A 17,731-nucleotide genomic window follows, 5' to 3' on the forward strand; every position below is an offset into this window, starting at 1 on the left:
GCGCCGAGCCGTGACCGTTCGCCCCCGACGCCTCTCGCCTTGTGGATGCAGGAGGTTCGGGTGGCCCGTCGTGCCCTCGTCCGCGGCAATCTGGCCGCACTCGTCAGCATGGGACTCGCGGTGGGACTCGGCTCGTCCGGCACGGCCGCCGTGGCCGACACCGGCTCGCAGGAAGTGGTCGTCCCGGCCGTCTACGGTTCCATCGTGAAGACCGCGCAACTGCGGTACGTCGGGTCGTCGTCGGGCTGGAACGCCGACGGCGCCGGTGTCACGGGTGTGTTCCACACCGTGGAGCTCAACCCCACCCAGTGGACCCGTTACGCGGACGGGAAGGGCTTCCCGGTCCCCGCGCCGACCATCGCCGACGTCACGTCCACCGTCGGCACCGGTACCGACGCGATCGCGTACTACAGCGCGACGTCGCGGCAGGTGGAGCTGGTCGACATGGCATCGGGCACCACCAGTGTGGTGGAGATCCCCGAGGGCCTGACCTACCTCCGCACGTACGCGTCGACCGTGTTCGCGTACGGGAAGGTGACGGCGGAGGACGGCACGAGCGTCATCCAGATGCACATGCTGGACGCCGGGCAGGGCGGCGGCACGCGGGACCGGGTCGTCACCGGCATGCCCGCCGGCGCGACGATCGGCGCGCCGTTCGCCGCCGACGCGACGTCCGTCGTCTTCAGCGGCAAGATCGGCGGGGAACTGCGCTGGATCCTGGTCGACACGGCCACCGCCACCGTCTCGTCGTACACCGTCCCGCGCACGGACACGGACGCCACACACGTGATCCTCACGCCCGGTCACCTCGGCTGGTACGCGACGGACGGTGCGGTGACGGTCGTACCGCGCGCCCACGTGGACGCGCAGCCGGCCGAGGTGGCACTGCCGGCCTCCGACGGGCGGGCGAACGGAACCGATGTGACGATCGTCGGCGACCGGCTGGTCTACCGTGCCGCGTCCGGCGGCGCGATCAAGGCCGTCCCCCTGTCCGGTGGGTCCGCGACCACCCTCCTCGCCAGGAGCACCCTGCAGATCTCGGTCGCGGCCGACGGAACGGCCGCCGTGATCGGCGGGACCGGCGCGAGCGACTGGGGCCTCCGTCACGTCGTCGAGGGCGCCGACGGGACGCCTTCCCTGACCACCGCCATGGACCTGTCGGCCCCGGCGGCCAAGGTCCAAGGTCTGGCACTGGGGCAGGGGCAACTGGTCGTCACCGACTCCGCCGCCGGGCCGAGGTACGACTACCAGCGCACCCTGAGCACCCAGGGCACGCTGACGTACGGCGACCGCGTCGCGCTGGGCGACGGTGCCACGGTGGCCGGCTGCGCGCAGGGGCAGGAGGGGTGCCGGGCGTCGTACGCGCTCGGGGACGGCCGCTTCGCCCGTGTGATCTCGGAGGGCACGTCCAGCACCATCGCGGCCACCGGCGGCCGCCTGGGCTGGAGCCAGAAGACGGTGCCGCCGGGCGGGAGGATCACCGACGCCAACGGCGCCCAGGGCGTCTACACCGTCGCCGCCACGGGCAAGCAGTACGTCTGGGACTTCTACGGCACCGCCCCCACGCTCGAGCGCCCCGCGACGGCCGCCGCCGTGTGGGCGGGTGCGCTGTGGACCCCCGGCTCCACCGCCGGAACCGTCACGGCTCTCGACCTCGACACGCGGAAGACCACCGCCACCGTCGCGGTCGGTTCCGGTTGCGTGCCCGAGGAGCTGCAGGTCCTGGGCCGCTGGATCTACTGGTCCTGCGGCCTCCATGGCAAGGCCGGGGTGTACGACCGTACGGCGAAGAGGTCGGTTTCCGTGCCGGCGGACCAGGCGCTGCTGGGTGACGGTTTCGTCGTCACGCACGACAAGGCGGCGGGGAAGCTGGTGCTGACCGACGTCCACACCGCAACCGCGGCGAGCCGTACGATCGGGGACCTCCCCGACACTGGTTCCGACCAACGTCACCTGCGGTGGGACGTGGACAAGTTCACCGACCGCGTGGCCTTCGCCGACGGTGCGGAGCGGGTCCACGTGGTGGCCGCGGGAGTGCCCGCACAGCCCCTGACCGTCCTGGACTCCTCCCCCGGGTCCACCTCGGGCCTGTACCAGTGGTTCGTGCTCTCCAAGCCCGCCGCGTCCTGGAAGCTCGTCCTCAAGCGCAAGGCGGGCGGCGCGACCGTGCGCACCATGACCGGTGGGGAGGCCCGCGGATTCCTCAAGGCTGACTGGGACGGCCACGACGACGCGGGGCGCCTCGCGCCGAACGGCGCGTACACCTGGACGCTCACGGCCCCGCCCGCCGACGCGGCCGGACCGGCCTTCACCGCCTCCGGCACGTTCTCCGTCCCCGATGGCGACGAGGTGTGGCGTGACTTCGCCGGCCAGGACGGCCTCGGCGAACTCTTCGCCATCAACGGCAACGGCAACGTCAACGTCCGTACGGCGACCGGCACCGGCAAGCTCACGCCGTCGTGGATCGGCGGCATCGGGTGGGACCCGAAGGCCGTGCTCGTCCCCGTCGGGGACATGACCGGGGACAACTGCAACGACTTCCTGGTGCGCCTGCCCTCGGGGTCCCTGTACCGCTACCCCGGCGGCTGCGGAGGCGAGTACCTCGGCAGCAGGCCCGGAGTGCGCTTCGGCACGGGCTGGAACGGTTACAACGTGCTGACGTCGGCGGGTGATCTGAGTGGTGACGGTCGTGCGGATCTGATCGCGCGGCAGGCGTCGACTTCGGATGTGTGGCTGTACAAGGCCACGAGTGACGGGAAGCTGGCGGTGCGGGTGAAGCTGGCGTCGAAGTGGACGGGTTACAAGAAGGTCGTGGGTGCGGGGGACCTGAACGGTGACGGGTTCGGTGACCTGCTGGTCCAGGACAAGGCGAACGTGTTGTGGCGTTATGACGGGGACGGCAAGGGTCGCCTCAAGCCGCGGGTGAAGCTCGCTGCGAACTGGGGTGTCTCGTACAACGTGCTGGTGGGCGTGGGGGACATCACCGGTGACGGCAAGGCCGACCTGATCGCCCGCGACACCGCGGGGAACCTGTACCGCTACGACGGCACCGGCAAGGGCACCTTCGGCACCCGCACCAAGATCGGCACCGGCTGGAACACCTTCAAGGGCATCTTCTGACCCTCGCATCTCCGTCCGACCGCCGTGGGTCGCGGGTCGCGGGAGTCTCCCGTGGCCCGCGGTCGTACCGCCGGGTTCTCCTTTAGTTAACCGGCTGTTAGGCTCTGGCCCACTTGCGTGGGGGGTACAGCCGGGGGGCTTGAGAGCTACGCAGCGCCTTTGATGTGCGCGCTTCCGGCCGCGATGTGTCCTGCCACGCCCGTTCACCTCATCGTCAGGAGGAACGAGTGGCCCGTCGTGCCCTCGTCCGCGGTTCCGTCGCCGCGATGGCAGCGTTCACCCTGGTCGCCGGGCCGGTGTCCTTCACCGGCGCGGCCTTCGCCGACGCCTCCCCGCAGGAGGTGGTGATCCCGTCCACACCGAATTATTTCCGGCAGAACTCGTCCATCCTCGGCGGGGCCCTGTCGACCGGGGGCGTGGGCGAACAGGGGGTCTTCCATCGGCCCTCCGAGCTCAGGCGCGTGCTGTGGACCCGGTACAGCGACGGCAAGAGCCTCCCCGTCCCCGGAACTTCGCTGGCGGACCCCGCCGTCCACACGTTGACCACCGGTTCCGACGTCCTCGGGTACCTCAGTTTTGCCCTGCAGCAAGTCGAGTTGATCGACATGGTGTCCGGTACCTCCCGCACGCTGAAGCTCCCCGACGGCGTGGAGTTCCGCGACATCTACGGCTCGGTCGTCGTGGCCGCCGAGACGGTGGCGGGGCCGGGCGGCACCTCCTCGACCGTCTACCACCTGCTGAGCCCTGGAGAGGGCGGTTCCACGCTGGACCGGGTCGTGACCGGGCTGCCCCAGCGGGGCGTCGAGCCCGAGGCAGGGGACGCGACCTCGATCGTCTTCCAGACCAGGGCGGACGGGCAGGTCCGCTGGTCGATGGTCGACCCCGCCACCGGAGCGGTCTCCTCGCAGAGCGCCCCCGTGACGATCGGGGTCGAGGACTACCCCAGCGGCTTCCTGACGCCGCAGTACTTCGTCTGGTTCTACGGAGGCAGCACCGGAGTCGGGGGACCGGTGCGCTACGTGCCGCGTTCCGAGTTCGGTGCGGAGCCCGAGGTGGTGCCCATCCCGGAGTCGGCTCCGCGCGCCTACGACTACAACGTGGCGATCGTCGGGGACTGGCTGGTGTACCACCGGGGAGTGCCCCGGCAGGACGAGTCCCGGCAGGACATCATGGCCGTCCCGCTGCGCGGTGGATCGCCGATCACGCTCTTCACCAGGAGCGACCGCGGCAACATCGCGTCGGGGACCGACGGATCGGTCGCCGCGGTGGCCGGTGAGAACGCCGACGACTGGGGCGTCAAGCACGTCACCCAGGGTGCGGACGGCAACCTCGTCGTCTCCACCCTCTATGACCTGCCGTACCTGCCCGCGCCGGTGCAGGGTCTGGCGCTCGGGCAAGGGCGGCTGGTGGTCACGGACCGGTCGCTGCGCTACCAGGGCTACCACCAACGCACCCTGAGCACCGACGGCGCGGTGACGTACGGCGACCGGTCCTTGATCAGCTCTCCCGACTTCGTCGCCGGCGACAGCCCGCTCCACGCCCTCGGTGACGGGCGGTACATCGGCTTCTGGGGGTACTACTCGAACAAAGCGGTCCTCACGACCTGGGGCGACGAGCGCAACGTCGACTACTTCGAAGTGCCGCCGGATGGCGAGATCACCGACGCCAACGGCAGATACGTCGTCTACACGGTGGCCGCCAAGAACGCGCAGTACGTCTACCGCGTGGACTCCAACGGCAAGGACCCGTTGGAGCGCCCCGCTACTGCCGCGGCCGTGTGGGCGGGCGTGCTGTGGACGCCAGGCTCCGCCGCCGGCACTCTCACCACCACGGACCTGGCCACCCGGAAGACCACCGGCACGGTGAGCATCGGCTCCGGCTGCGTCCCCAGGGAACTGCAGGCGCTGGGCCGCTGGATCTACTGGGCCTGCGGCGCGGGCGGCAAGGCCGGGGTCTACGACCGCACGGCGCGCAAGAGCGTGCCGGTGCCCGGGGACCAGGCGCTGCTGGGCGACGGTTTCGTGGTCACCCATGACAAAGCGGCGGGCAAGCTGACGCTGACCGACGTCCACACGGGAAGCACACAGAGCCGGGTGGTCGGCGACCTGCCGGACACCGGCGCCGACGCACGTCATGTCCGGTGGGACGTCGACAAGTTCACCGATCGCATCGCCTATGTGGACGGCGACGAGCAGGTCCACGTCCTGGCCTCGGGGGTGCCCGTGCAGCCGCTGTCCACCGTGGACGTGGACAGCCGCCCGACGGCGCCGCGTGTGCGTTTCATCCTCTCCAAGCCGGCCGCTTCCTGGATCTTCAACATCAGGAACAAGGCGACTGGTGAATTCGGCGGTGGCGCCGCGGGCGAGGAGACCCGCGGGCTGGTGGACCTCGACTGGGACAGCAGCACCGATCACGAGCTCCTGCCGAACGGCACCTACGCCGGCACCCTCGTCGTCAAGCCCGCGGACGGTGCCGGGGCGCCGCTCACCGTCACCGCGGAGCACCGGATCACCGATGGCGATGAGGTGTGGCGGGACTTCGACGGCCAGGACGGCTTCGGAGAGCTGTTCGCCGTCGGCTCCAAGGGCGCGCTCAACGTGCGTACCGCGACGGGCACCGGCAAGCTGACACCGTCCGCCACCCTTGGCGGGGCGGTGTGGGATTCCAAGACCGTGGTGGTCCCCGTCGGCGACCTCAACCTGGACAACTGCAACGACCTGCTGGTCCGGCGTTCCTCCGGCGCCCTCGAACGCCACCTCGGGACGTGCGGCAAGAGCAAGCTGGGGGCCTCCACGCCGGCCCGCTTCGGCACGGGCTGGAACGGTTACAACGTGCTGACGTCGGCGGGTGATCTGAGTGGTGACGGTCGTGCGGACCTGATCGCGCGGCAGGCGTCGACTTCGGACGTGTGGCTGTACAAGGTGACCAGTGAGGGGAAGCTGGCGGCGCGGGTGAAGCTGGCCTCGCACTGGACGGGTTACAAGAAGATCGTGGGTACCGGCGACCTGAACGGTGACGGGTTCGGTGACCTCCTGGTCCAGGACAAGGCGAACGTCCTGTGGCGCTACGACGGGGACGGCAAGGGTCACCTCAAGCCGCGGGTGAAGCTCGCCTCGAACTGGGGTGTCTCGTACAACGCCCTGGTGGGCGTGGGGGACATCACCGGTGACGGCAAGAGCGATCTCATCGCCCGGGACACCGCGGGCAACCTGTACCGCTACACCGGCACCGGCAAGGGCACCTTCGGTACCCGCACCAAGATCGGCACCGGCTGGAACACCTTCAAGGGGATCTTCTGATGTCCCGCACGGGAGACTCCGCCCTGGACACGGCCCGTGCGGCGGGCCTCAGCGCCCGCCGCAGGACCTTCGCCGCCGCCGCGGTCGTCGTGCTGGGCGCCGGGTTGGGCCCGGTGGCGCTGCCGGCGGCCGCGGACCCGGGCACCCCGTCGGAGGCGGTCTTCCCCGCCGGTGTGCGCCCCACGCCGTTCAGGGAGACCCTGTACACCGCCGGTGGCTCGGGTTTCCTGCACACGCAGGAGGGCAACGGCTCGTACCTCTGGACGGACTTCACGAACGGCGGGACGACGGCGATCACGGCCATGAGCGCCGTGCTCAACTCGGGGCTCATGGGCTTCCCCGCGTCGAAGAGCATGTCGGTCCTGGACCTGGCGAGCGGCGAGCGCGTCACCACGGCCCTTCCCACCGGCCGGTACATCACCGGCGCGTTCACGATGTCCGAGGTCCTCACCTACGAGAAGCCCGCCGGGGGCACGATCACCGGACTGCACCTGCTGCGCACCGCCGAGGGGCAGGTGATCGACGTCGCCCTGCCGTCGGGCGCGGTGCCGGAGGGGTACACATCCATCCGTACCGTCGCCCAGGACCTGCGCGGCGCGGTGCTGGAACTGGGCGGAGGACCGTCCGGCAAGCGTCTGGTGCTGGTCGACTACGCCACGGGCGCGGTCACCGGCCTGTTCGGCTCGCTGAAGGTGCCGCCGTCCAGGATCGCGCTGTCCGCCGACCGCGTGCTCGGCTGGTTCGGCTCCGCGGGCGCGCTGACCGCCTGGGTCGTTCCGCGCGCGGACACGGCCGCGGAACCGAGGGCGGTCGTGATCCCTCCGCTGGAGGGCGCGTCCTTCCAGCCCGCGGTGACACTGGCCCTCGCGGGCGACTGGATCGTCGTCGCCCGCGCCTTGGACCCGCTCAGGTCGCGCCCGGGCGAGACGCTGACCGCGGTCCCGGTGGACGGTGGTGAGGCCCGGACGTTGCTGACGTACGCGACGAACCAGCTCGTCACCGCCGCGGACGGCAGTGTGCTGGCCGTGGGCGGTACCGGCGTCACGGACTGGGCGGTGCGCCGGGTGACGGCCTCCGGCGCCGGGCCCGTGGTCACCGAGGTCATGCCCCTCGACGCGGTCAACGCCCGGGTCGACGGCCTCGCCCTCGGCGCCGGGAAGCTGTCCGTCGCCTCCGTGGCGGACGGCAGCTCCCTGCGGGCGCTGTACGAGTTCGACCTGGCGCCGACCGGGGCCCCCGAGCCCGGGCCGCGGACGCTGCTCTTCCCGCTCCACGACTGGTACAAGCCCTGCCAGGCGGGCTCCGACTGCGTCGAACTCCACGCCTTGGGCGACGGGCACACCGCGTACGCCGATCACGGCGACTCGGTGAACTCACCACGCACCCCGAACTCGCTGGCCTCGGTCATCCTGCCGCACACCGGCAACCGGATCGTCGACTCCTCCGGGCGCTACACCGTGGCCAACGACGGCACCCAGGGCAAGCAGTACGTGGGGGACTTCGAACAGCACCGGGAGAACAACGTCACGCTGACCCGCACCACCACCGCCGCCTCGGTCTGGGGCACCGAACTGTGGAAGCCGGGACCGGCCAAGGGCACGCTCAACGTGTTCGACCTGAAGGCCCGGAAGACCTCGTCGGCCGTCGACGTCGGAGCCGGCTGCGTGCCGCAGGAACTGCAGACGGTCGGCCGCTGGGTGTACTGGTCCTGCGGGCCGACGGGCAAGGCGGGAGTCTGGGACCGCAAGGGCAAGAAGAGCGTCGCCGTGCCTTCGGGCGAGGCCCTGCTCGGCGACGGTTTCCTCGTCCGCCACGACCGTGCGTCGGGCAAGCTGCTGCTGACCGACTTCCACGGCGGAGCGGGCACGGCAGCGGTCACCGGCGAGTTCGCCGACCTGCCGGCGGAGGACGACCTGGTCTCCGACCGCCGGATCAGCTGGACCGTCGACAAGTACGGCGGGGACGTCGCCTTCGTGGACGCCGGCAACAGGATCCACGTCAAGCGCGTCGCCGTACCGCGTTCCCCGGTCACGTCGATCGAAGCCACCACGGACGACTACGCCAACCTGACGTGGCCGGCTTCCCAGAACGTCTGGCACGGGACCTGGCAGTTGTCCCGGCCGCCGGCGGGCTGGAGCCTCACCTTCCGGAACCCGGCGGGCAAGGCCGTGCGGACCGTCCGCGGCACCGCCCGCGAGGGGGCGCGGATCACGACGGACTGGAACGGCACCGACGACCACGGCGCCGTGGTGACGGGCGGCCGCTACACATGGACGCTGAGCGTGGACGTGGGCGACGGCAGCGGCCTCCGTACGGCGCACACCGGGACCATGCGGCTGGCCGGGGCCAGGAGCGCCTGGCGCGACCTCAACGCGGACGGGTACGGGGAGCTGGCGGCGTTGAGCCCCGACGGCATGCTCGACTTCCCGTCCCCAGGGGCGGGCGGTGCCGGCGGCTCCGACGGCTGGAACACCGGGTACCGGTTCGTCCCCTTCGGAGACCTCGACGGCGACCACTGCTCCGACGTCCTCGTCCGGAACACCGCGGGCGAGCTCTTCCGCTACAGCGGCCGGTGCCAGGGGGCGATCACCAAGAGCAGCCCCCGCCTGTCGCTGGGAACGGGCTTCCAGCAGTACAACGTGCTGACGTCGGCGGGTGATCTGAGTGGTGACGGTCGTGCGGATCTGATCGCGCGGCAGGCGTCGACTTCGGATGTGTGGCTGTACAAGGCCACGAGTGACGGGAAGCTGGCGGCGCGGGTGAAGCTGGCGTCGAAGTGGACGGGTTACAAGAAGGTCGTGGGTGCGGGGGACCTGAACGGTGACGGGTTCGGTGACCTGCTGGTCCAGGACAAGGCGAACGTCCTGTGGCGCTACGACGGGGACGGCAAGGGTCGCCTCAAGCCGCGGGTGAAGCTCGCCTCGAACTGGGGTGTCTCGTACAACGTGCTGGTGGGCGTGGGGGACATCACCGGTGACGGCAAGGCCGACCTGATCGCCCGGGACACCGCGGGCAACCTGTACCGCTACACCGGCACCGGCAAGGGCACCTTCGGCACCCGTACCAAGATCGGCGTCGTCTGGAACACCTTCAAGGGCATCTACTGATCTCCCGCAGGGGAGTCCCCGCCCTGGGCACTGCTCGTGCGGCGGGCCTCAGCGCCCGCCGCAGGAGCTTCGGCGGGCGCTGAGGACGCGGGGTGCGCGGCCGCGGTGAATGTGCCCTCTGTTGCCTGTGCGGATCCCGTTAGGCTTCGGCGACTTACGTGGGGGATACAGCCGGGGGGCTCGAGGACTACGCGGTGTCGATGAGGCGTGCCATGTGGCAGCCGTCCGGCCGTGCTTCGGCGACCTGAAGAAGAACGACTGCAACGACATGCTGGTCCGCACCGCCGCCGGCCAACTGCGCCTGTACGGCGGCGACTGCGAGAGCGACGCCTTCACGCCCAACGGCTCGTACACCTCGCTGGGGACGGGTTTCCAGCAGTACAACGTGCTGACCTCGGCGGGCGATGTCACCGGTGACAAGATCCCGGACCTGATCGCCCGGAAGTCCTCGACCTCGGACGTTTACCTCTACAAGGGCACGAGCGGCGGGAAGCTGTCGGCGCGGGTGAAGCTCGCCTCGAAGTGGACGGGTTACAAGAAGATCGTGGGCGCCGGGGACCTGAACGGCGACGGCATCGGCGACCTGCTGGTCCAGGACAAGGCGAACGTGCTGTGGCGCTACAACGGGGACGGCAAGGGCCACCTCAAGCCGCGGGTGAGGGTGGCCTCCAACTGGGGCGCCTCGTACAACGCCGTGCTCGGCATCGGCGACCTCACCGGTGACGGCAGGGCCGATCTGATCGCCCGCGACACCGCGGGCAACCTCTACCGCTACAACGGCGACGGCAAGGGTTCCTTCGGCTCGCGGACGAGGATCGCGACCAAGTGGCAGACCCTCAAGGGCGTGTTCTGACGCGAGGGACGATGACGAGCGGGGCGGGGCGTTCCCCGCGCACCGTCGCCCGGACGCTCGACGGCTGACGGAGCGGGCGCCGCGGGGGGCGCCGTCGGGTTCGTCCGAGGAAAAATACGGTCGATTTCGGCCACTGGCCGAGGCATGCCAAGCCCTCAACGAGGGAATCGCTGGGGGCATGACAATTCCAAAAGGATCGGACGAGGCCGGGACGCCCCCGGCCCCGGTCTCCGACGAGGAACGCCTCCGCCAACTCGGCTACACCCAGGTGCTGGCCCGCCGGATGTCCGCGTTCTCCAACTTCGCGGTCTCCTTCACCATCATCTCGGTCCTCTCCGGCTGTCTGACCCTCTACGCCTTCGGCATGAACACCGGCGGCCCCGCCGTGATCACCTGGGGCTGGCTGGCCGTCGGGCTCATGACGCTGGTCGTCGGCCTGGCGATGGCCGAGATCTGCTCCTCGTACCCGACCTCCGCCGGCCTGTACTACTGGGCCCACCGGCTCGCCCCGCCGCGCAGTGCCGCGGCCTGGGCCTGGTTCGCGGGCTGGTTCAACGTGCTCGGCCAGGTCGCCGTCACCGCCGGCATCGACTTCGGCGCCGCGAGCTTCCTGAACGCCTACCTGGACCTGCAGTTCGGCTTCAGCAGTACCCCGGGCCACACGATCGTCCTGTTCGCCGCGATCCTGCTGTTGCACGGGCTGCTCAACACCTTCGGCGTCCGCATCGTCGCGCTCCTCAACGACATCAGCGTGTGGTGGCACGTGCTCGGCGTCGGCCTGATCGTCGGCGCGCTCGCCTTCGTGCCGGACCGGCACCAGTCGACGTCGTTCGTCTTCACCCACTTCGTCAACAACACCGGCTGGGGCAGCAGCTTCTACGTGGTCCTGCTCGGCCTGCTGATGGCGCAGTACACCTTCACCGGCTACGACGCCTCCGCCCACATGACCGAGGAGACCCACGACGCCGCCACCGCCGGGCCGCGCGGCATCGTCCGCTCCATCTGGATCTCCTGGATCGCGGGCTTCGTGCTGCTGCTCGGCTTCACCTACGCGATCCGGTCCTACGACGACGTCCTCGCCACGCCGACCGGCGTCCCCCCGGCGCAGATCCTCATCGACGGCCTCGGCGACGTCGGCGGCAAGCTGCTGCTGCTCGTCGTCATCGGCGCCCAGCTCTTCTGCGGGATGGCCTCCGTCACCGCCAACAGCCGCATGATCTACGCCTTCTCGCGCGACGGGGCGCTGCCCTTCTCCGCGGTCTGGCACCGCATCAACCCGCGGACCAGGACGCCCACCAACGCCGTCTGGCTGGCCGCGCTCGGCGCGCTCGTCCTGGGCCTGCCGTACCTGATCAACCTGACCGCGTACGCCGCCGTGACCTCCATCGCCGTCATCGGCCTCTACATCGCGTACGTCATCCCGACCTTCCTGCGCCTGGGCAAGGGGGACGACTTCGAGCGCGGCCCCTGGCACCTCGGCCGCTGGTCCCGCCCGATCGGCGTCATCGCCGTGACGTGGGTCGTCTTCATCACCGTGCTCTTCATGCTGCCCCAGGTCAGCCCGGTCACGGTCGACACCTTCAACTACGCGCCGATCGCCGTGCTGGTCGTCCTCGGTTTCGCCGCGACGTGGTGGTTCGTCTCCGCCCGCCACTGGTTCCTCCGCGACCGGGGCCCCGCCTCCGCCGAGCTCCCCGACCCCGCCCCTGCCCCCGCCCCGGCCGACCCCTCCGGCTGACCTCCCCGCCCCCTCGCCGGCGGCGGCCGCGCCGCACGGGCCGAATGCGCTCGGAGCTACGGCCGCCGTCCGGCTATGCTGCGGGGTGCGGGCCGTTAGCTCAATTGGCAGAGCAGTGGACTTTTAATCCATTGGTTGTGGGTTCGAGTCCCACACGGCCTACCCGCAGGCGGTTGGTCTCGCCACCGCTGTCCTGCGTGAATGCGGCCCCACCGGTTCAGACCGGTGGGGCCGCAGCTTTTCGGCCGACCTGAAAAGCCGTCTGCTGGCCCGCTGCCGGCCCGAAGCGCGGGCGATCATGGGTGGTGTTCACCACACTTCGGAGTCACTGCCCCGCCATTCGATCAGCCTGAGGGGTCGCGGCCGGCTCGTTGGAGATGCAGCGTGAGGCCGATGGCCGCCACAAAGAGAATGGTCGCGCCAAGCGTGTCAGGGGTCCCATGGTCCCTATCACTGGCGGCCATGCAGGCCGCACCTGCTACGCCGAGCAGGTACCGAGTAGCAGAGAGCCAGAGGCGTCGCTTCACCTCGGCGACCACTACGACGAGACCGAAAATGCCGATCGCAGAGTAGGCAACCGCGCCGATCCAGTGAGCTGCCGACATCGGCGGATGATCTCACGCCAGCCATGGTGCGGACTAGGCCCGGGCATGGGTGTGGCCCCACCGCCCGACACGGCGGTGGCTCGGCCGTCGGCCTCCCGTGGTGGTTGCCGTCGGAGGCCGGTGGCGGTCTCAGGCGGCGCCAGCGCGTCGGGCGCGGATGCGGGCCAGGAGCGCGGCGCCGTTGGCGTCGGGGCGCTCGACGAGGTGGGCGTGCTCGGGGTGGGCGTACAGGATGAGCTGGGCCCGGATGCGCCGCCGGCCTCGCCGACCGGTACGGCGTTGCCCTCGACGAGCCCGCTGCAGTGGGAGCAGAGTTGGATCATCGCAGGCCCTCCCGGTGGCAGGAGCAGCCGCAGCGCGGGGTGACGAGGATGTTCGGGTAGCCGGGCATCGCGTAGTCGTCGAGCCGCTCGTCTCGCGAGGTAGCCCCCGTACCCCTGGCGTCCTGATCATGGATTGGCAGCCGAAAGAGCCCCGGTGGCGGCAGCTGTACGCGCTCGTGGAGGAGCGCATCGCAGACGGCACGTACCCGCCCGGCGGCCGGCTGCCCTCGCTGATGGAGCTGCAGCAGGAGTTCGGTATCGCTGTGGCGACCGGACAGAAGGTGCTGCGCCAGCTGCGCGACGACGGCCTCGCCGTCATCGACCCCGGGCTGGGCACGTTCGTGACCGAGCTGCCCAAGCCGGAAGCCTGAGGACGCACGTGACACGGCATCTGCTCTGACGGACGGGCGCTGAGGGTGCCGTCATGAGATCCCGTCCGGAAGGACAGCGGGGGGCTCAACACTGCTTGCGTCGGTGCGCGGCTACTGGTGGGATCCGGCTGCGATGCGGGTGCTCCGGGTCCGTTAAGACGAAGCCTGATGTGTCCCATATTGATCGCGGACCTGCCACGTCACGCACCCGCAACTACGCGCTTGACGTGCTCTTCTGGCACGGTGTCCCCCACACGTGTCAAACCAGGGGGGACGCTATGTCTACGCCTCAGTACCCGCCGCCGCCGGGACCGCCCGCGGGGCCGCCGTATCCGCCGCCTGGGTGGCAGCAGCCCGGATGGGCCGGCCCGCCGCCGCAGCCGCGGAAGTCCAACACCGGGAAGATCATCGGGTTCGGGTGTCTCGGCGTCGTCGTCCTCGTCGTCCTCGTCGTCATCAGCGGCGTCGTCGGGGTCCTGGCCACCAGGGGCGGCAGCAGCGACCCGAAGCCCGGGGCGTCGAAGGAGCCCAACCGGGCCCCGGCCGCCCCGTCGGAGTCGAAGGACAGTGGCGACGACGAGGAGGAGGCCGGGGCGACGGGTGAAGTGAAGATCGACGCGTGCACCATCGATGACCTCATCAAGTGGCCGGCGGCCGAGCTGACCATCACCAACCGCAGCTCGAAGACGTCGGACTACGTGGTGCAGGTCGAGTTCGTGGACTCCAGCGGCAAGCGCATCGCCGAGGGGCTCGCCGCTACGAAGAACCTTGAACCGGGACAGCAGGCGAAGGAGACGGCGCAGGGCCTGAACAAGGCCACGGGGAAGATCACGTGTCGGGTCACCGAGGTGACGCGCTACGCGTCCTGACCCTCCGCAGACGTGACGACATGACGGCACGGCACGGCACGGCGCGGCACGGGTTCGGGGCCCGCGCGCCCTACCGCGGGGCCCCCGTCCGGAGTGCATCCGGACGGGGGCCCGAGGCGTTGCGGGGGTCGGCCGGCGGGGTCAGCCGGCGCAGAACTTGAGGCGCTTCAGGGTGTCGTTGATGGCCTTGCCCTGGGCTTCGGTGAGCTCGTTGCCGTGGTAGGTGAAGCTCCGGGCGGCCTCCGCGTCCGCCTGGGGGTCGTTGCTGTTGATGGCGCCGCACAGGTTGCGGGCGGCGTCGATGGCCTTGTCGGGGTCCTTGGCGAAGTCGGGGTTGATGGCCTGCAGGGCGGCGATGAGCGCGGCCCGGTCGGCTCCCGTGGGGGAGGCCGGGATCCCCGCCTCGGGCAGGGACTTCTCGGGGTCGGCCTGGGAGACCGGGGACGCGGACGACACGGCGGTCTCGGGCGCCGTGGCGGCGGTGTCGGCGGAGGAGCTGCAGCCGCTGAGGGCCATGCCCGCGACGGCGAGCAGCAGTGTGGTTGCGGCGATATGTGTGCGCATGTCGGGATTATGACCTTTCGCCCTGCCTTAGGTGGTGGAGGCGGCCTGCGGCAGGGGTGTGACATGCGGGGCAAGTCGTCGGCCCCGGGGTGGTGGTGACGGACGGGCACGGCCCCGGCGGCCGCTACGCCGGGGTCGTGCCGCGGCGGCGGGCCTCGTCGGGGATGGGGAGTTCGAACCAGACGACCTTGCCCGTGCCCAGGCGGCGGGCGCCCCAGTGGTCGGCGAGGCGGTCGACGACGTACAGGCCGCGCCCGTTCTCGTCCTCCGGTCCGGCCCTGTGTACCCGGGGGACCAGGGGCGAGTCGTCGCCGACCTCGCAGCGCAGCACGTCGGTGCGCAGGAGGCGCAGGGTGATGGGGCGGGAGGCGAAGCGGACGGCGTTGGTGACGACCTCGCTGACGAGCAGTTCGGTCGTCTCCAGCATGGGGTCGAGGCCCCAGCGGTGCAGGGCGCGGCGGGTGAGGCGGCGGGCGCGGCAGGCGGTCTCGGGCTGGGGGGTGAGGTACCAGTAGGCGACGCTGTGCGTGGGGAAGCCGTCGAAGCGGGCGGCGAGCAGCGCGATGTCGTCGTCGCGGGAGCCGCCGGGGCCGAGGTCGCCGAGCGCCTGGTCGCACAGGGCCTCCAGGGGTGGCGGGACGAGGTCGCGGCCGGGGGTCTGGATGCGGGCGAGGAGGTTCTCCACGCCGGTCCAGATGTCCTGGCCGCGGGACTCGACCAGGCCGTCGGTGTAGAGGAGCAGCGTGGCCCCGGTGGGCGCGGGCATCTCGACGGTCTCGAAGTCGATGCCGCCGACGCCGATCGGCGCGCCCGCGGGTACGGGCAGCACCTCGCCCTTGCCACCGGGGAGCAGGACGACCGGCGGCAGATGGCCGGCGTTGGCGATCAGCAGGCGGTGCGAGATGGGGTCGTAGACGGCGTACAGGCAGGTGGCGATGTGCTCGATGCCCAGCCGCTGGGCCTGTTCGTCGAGGTGGTGCAGGACCTCGTCCGGGGGCAGGTCGAGGCCGGCGAGGGCCTGCACGCTGGTGCGCAGCTGGCCCATGATCGCGGCGGAGGTCATCGAGTGGCCCATCACGTCGCCGACGACGAGCGCGACGCGGCTGCCGGGCAGCGGGATGGCGTCGTACCAGTCGCCGCCCACCCGCGCGGTCTCGGACGCGGGCAGGTAGCGGCTGGCCAGCCGGACCCCGGTGGGCTCGGGGAGGGAGGCCGGGAGCATGGTGCGCTGCAGCGCGTCGGCGACGGACGCCTCGTGGCCGTACATCAGGGCCTTGTGGGCGCCGAGCGCGGTGTGGGTCGCGAGTTGCGAGGCGACCAGCAGGTCGTCGGCGGTGAAGGGGGCGCGCTCGGGCCGGCGCAGCAGGGTGAGGGTGCCCATGAGGCGGTTGCGGCCGTGCAGCGGGGCGATGATCAGGCGACGGCCGGGTGGCAGCGTGCCGGGCGGTCCGACCACCGGGCCGAGCAGCTCCCTGACGGCGGTGGCGATGCCGGGGGCGTCGCCGAAGACCGGGCGGCCCTCCCGCAGCAGCCGGGTGAGCCGGCCGGTGGTGCTGAGCCGGACGCACTCCGACACCCCCTGCGCTCCGGGGCGGTTGACGCACCGCAGCGCGATCTGCGGCGGCTCCGGCGCGGCGGCCTCCGCGTCCGGTGACGGCAGCCCCGGAGGCGGCCGCTCCGTGGTGCGCCGCCGCGTGGGGTGCAGGTGCAGGACGACGGGACCCGCGGTGTCCCGGCCCTGCGTCCCCTCCCCGGTCAGCAGCGGGTCGTGCAGATGGACGAAGATCGCGTCGGCGAAGGCGGGGACGGCCGCCGTGTCCAGCTCGCGCAGCGTCTCGTCCAGGTCCATGCCGGCGGCGATGCGCCGGGTCGCGGCGTCGAGGTAGCGGAGCCGGTCGGTCTGCGGCTGCCCGGGCGCGCGGGGCGCGTCGGCGTCCCGGGGCCATGGCGTGCGCCGCTCGGGGGGTTCCGCTCCGCCCCCGGTCGGGCCGGGGTCTTCGCCTGGGGTGCGATGCCGTCCCACGTCCTGGTCCCGTCCCGCCTCAGTCGATTCGCCGGCAACAGAGGAACACCTGTTCCTCCGGCGGTACGTCGCTGAAGGCCGGGGCGTAGGTGTACGAGAACTCCTTGACGATCTCGAAGCCGCCCGACTCGATGACGTGCAGCAACTCCTCCCGGAGGTAGCCGGAGACGCGGATGGTGCAGCCCAGGAACGGGATGGCGAAGTCGTCCACGTCGGCCTCCACCATCGACAGGGCGAACAGCCCGCCCGGGACCAGCAGATGGTGGATCGTGCGGAGGGCGTGCGGGATCTCGGCGCGCGGCAGCATCAGCAGGGAGAAGAAGGCCGCGACGGCGTCGAAGCGGCCCAGCGGGGCCGGGCCGCCGGGGCGCAGGTCGGCGATGTCCAGCTGGTGGAAGGTGGCGTGGGGGACGTACGTCCGGGCCAGTTCGAGCATGCCCTCGGACAGGTCGATGCCCACGACGTCGAACGCCGCGTCGCTCAGCTGCCGGGCGGTGGGGAGTCCGGTGCCGCAGCCGAGGTCCAGTACGCGGGACCCGGGCGGCAGGGTGTCCACGAGCCACAGGCCGGCGGAGAACTGCCCCTCCTTGTGCGGGAAGGCCTCGTCGTAGCGGTCGCCGATGGCGTCGAACGCCTCGGCCTGGCCGCTCCGGTCAGGCCGGCCGCTCTCATAACCGCCCCACACGGTCTTGTCGATCACGAAAAATCCCTTTCGTGCCCACTTTGAATTATCCCATGGAGTCCTTTTGTCGCCTCTTGATGGAATCTGACCCTCTGGCCACGGGGGTCGCAGGAGCCACGGAACGCCACCGGGGTCACAAGGGGCGTCCGGTCCCTCTCTCTCCGTGCACGGGTGGTG

At 71.0% G+C, this 17,731-nt stretch carries 11 protein-coding genes and 1 tRNA gene; 8 read left to right on the forward strand and 4 right to left on the reverse strand.

Features of this window, described 5'->3' with window-relative positions:
- The first annotated feature begins 60 nt into the window (after nucleotides 1-60).
- The 6 genes from OG937_24125 to OG937_24150 all read left to right on the forward strand — a co-directional run bounded on the left by OG937_24125 (nucleotide 61) and on the right by OG937_24150 (nucleotide 12,279).
- Nucleotides 61-3,120: an FG-GAP-like repeat-containing protein gene (locus tag OG937_24125; GenBank protein WUD74558.1), complete on the forward strand. Its 3,060-nt coding sequence runs from the start codon at nucleotides 61-63 to the stop codon at nucleotides 3,118-3,120.
- Between the two features lie 227 nt (nucleotides 3,121-3,347).
- A complete protein-coding gene (locus tag OG937_24130) occupies nucleotides 3,348-6,419 on the forward strand; it encodes a VCBS repeat-containing protein (GenBank protein WUD74559.1) in 3,072 nt (1,023 codons plus the stop codon).
- Nucleotides 6,419-9,526: a VCBS repeat-containing protein gene (locus OG937_24135; GenBank protein WUD74560.1), complete on the forward strand. Its 3,108-nt coding sequence runs from the start codon at nucleotides 6,419-6,421 to the stop codon at nucleotides 9,524-9,526. Before OG937_24130 ends, OG937_24135 begins: the two co-directional genes overlap by 1 nt.
- Nucleotides 9,527-9,740: 214 nt before the next feature.
- Nucleotides 9,741-10,379, forward strand: coding sequence for a VCBS repeat-containing protein (locus OG937_24140; GenBank protein WUD74561.1), 639 nt, complete (start codon nucleotides 9,741-9,743; stop codon nucleotides 10,377-10,379).
- 178 nt (nucleotides 10,380-10,557) lie between these two features.
- Nucleotides 10,558-12,117 (forward strand): amino acid permease, encoded by a 1,560-nt coding sequence (locus tag OG937_24145; GenBank protein WUD74562.1) that lies wholly within the window; start codon nucleotides 10,558-10,560, stop codon nucleotides 12,115-12,117.
- Nucleotides 12,118-12,206: 89 nt separating this feature from the next.
- Nucleotides 12,207-12,279, forward strand: a tRNA-Lys gene (locus OG937_24150).
- A 182-nt stretch (nucleotides 12,280-12,461) separates the two neighbouring features.
- On the opposite strand, the gene OG937_24155 is transcribed toward OG937_24150, so the two are convergent.
- Nucleotides 12,462-12,722 carry a hypothetical protein gene (locus tag OG937_24155; GenBank protein WUD74563.1) on the reverse strand — a complete coding sequence of 87 codons (261 nt, stop codon included), beginning with the start codon at nucleotides 12,720-12,722 and terminating at the stop codon, nucleotides 12,462-12,464.
- Nucleotides 12,723-13,173: 451 nt separating this feature from the next.
- Between OG937_24155 and OG937_24160 the strand changes: the two genes are divergently transcribed.
- Nucleotides 13,174-13,416: a winged helix-turn-helix domain-containing protein gene (locus OG937_24160; protein WUD74564.1), complete on the forward strand. Its 243-nt coding sequence runs from the start codon at nucleotides 13,174-13,176 to the stop codon at nucleotides 13,414-13,416.
- A 278-nt stretch (nucleotides 13,417-13,694) separates the two neighbouring features.
- Nucleotides 13,695-14,285, forward strand: coding sequence for an FxLYD domain-containing protein (locus OG937_24165; GenBank protein WUD74565.1), 591 nt, complete (start codon nucleotides 13,695-13,697; stop codon nucleotides 14,283-14,285).
- A gap of 141 nt (nucleotides 14,286-14,426) precedes the next feature.
- Here the strand turns inward: OG937_24165 and OG937_24170 are convergent, their stop codons facing one another.
- From OG937_24170 to OG937_24180, 3 genes are all read right to left on the reverse strand, one after another.
- Complete coding sequence (locus OG937_24170) at nucleotides 14,427-14,849, reverse strand: hypothetical protein (protein WUD74566.1); 423 nt, start codon at nucleotides 14,847-14,849, stop codon at nucleotides 14,427-14,429.
- Nucleotides 14,850-14,973: 124 nt separating this feature from the next.
- The gene (locus OG937_24175; protein WUD74567.1) at nucleotides 14,974-16,872 is read right to left on the reverse strand and encodes a SpoIIE family protein phosphatase; all 1,899 of its coding nucleotides are present in this window, start codon (nucleotides 16,870-16,872) and stop codon (nucleotides 14,974-14,976) included.
- A gap of 19 nt (nucleotides 16,873-16,891) precedes the next feature.
- The gene (locus tag OG937_24180; protein WUD74568.1) at nucleotides 16,892-17,572 is read right to left on the reverse strand and encodes a class I SAM-dependent methyltransferase; all 681 of its coding nucleotides are present in this window, start codon (nucleotides 17,570-17,572) and stop codon (nucleotides 16,892-16,894) included.
- Nucleotides 17,573-17,731 lie beyond the last annotated feature (159 nt).

It is taken from the genome of Streptomyces sp. NBC_00510 (assembly GCA_036013505.1).
Lineage (GTDB): Bacteria > Actinomycetota > Actinomycetes > Streptomycetales > Streptomycetaceae > Actinacidiphila.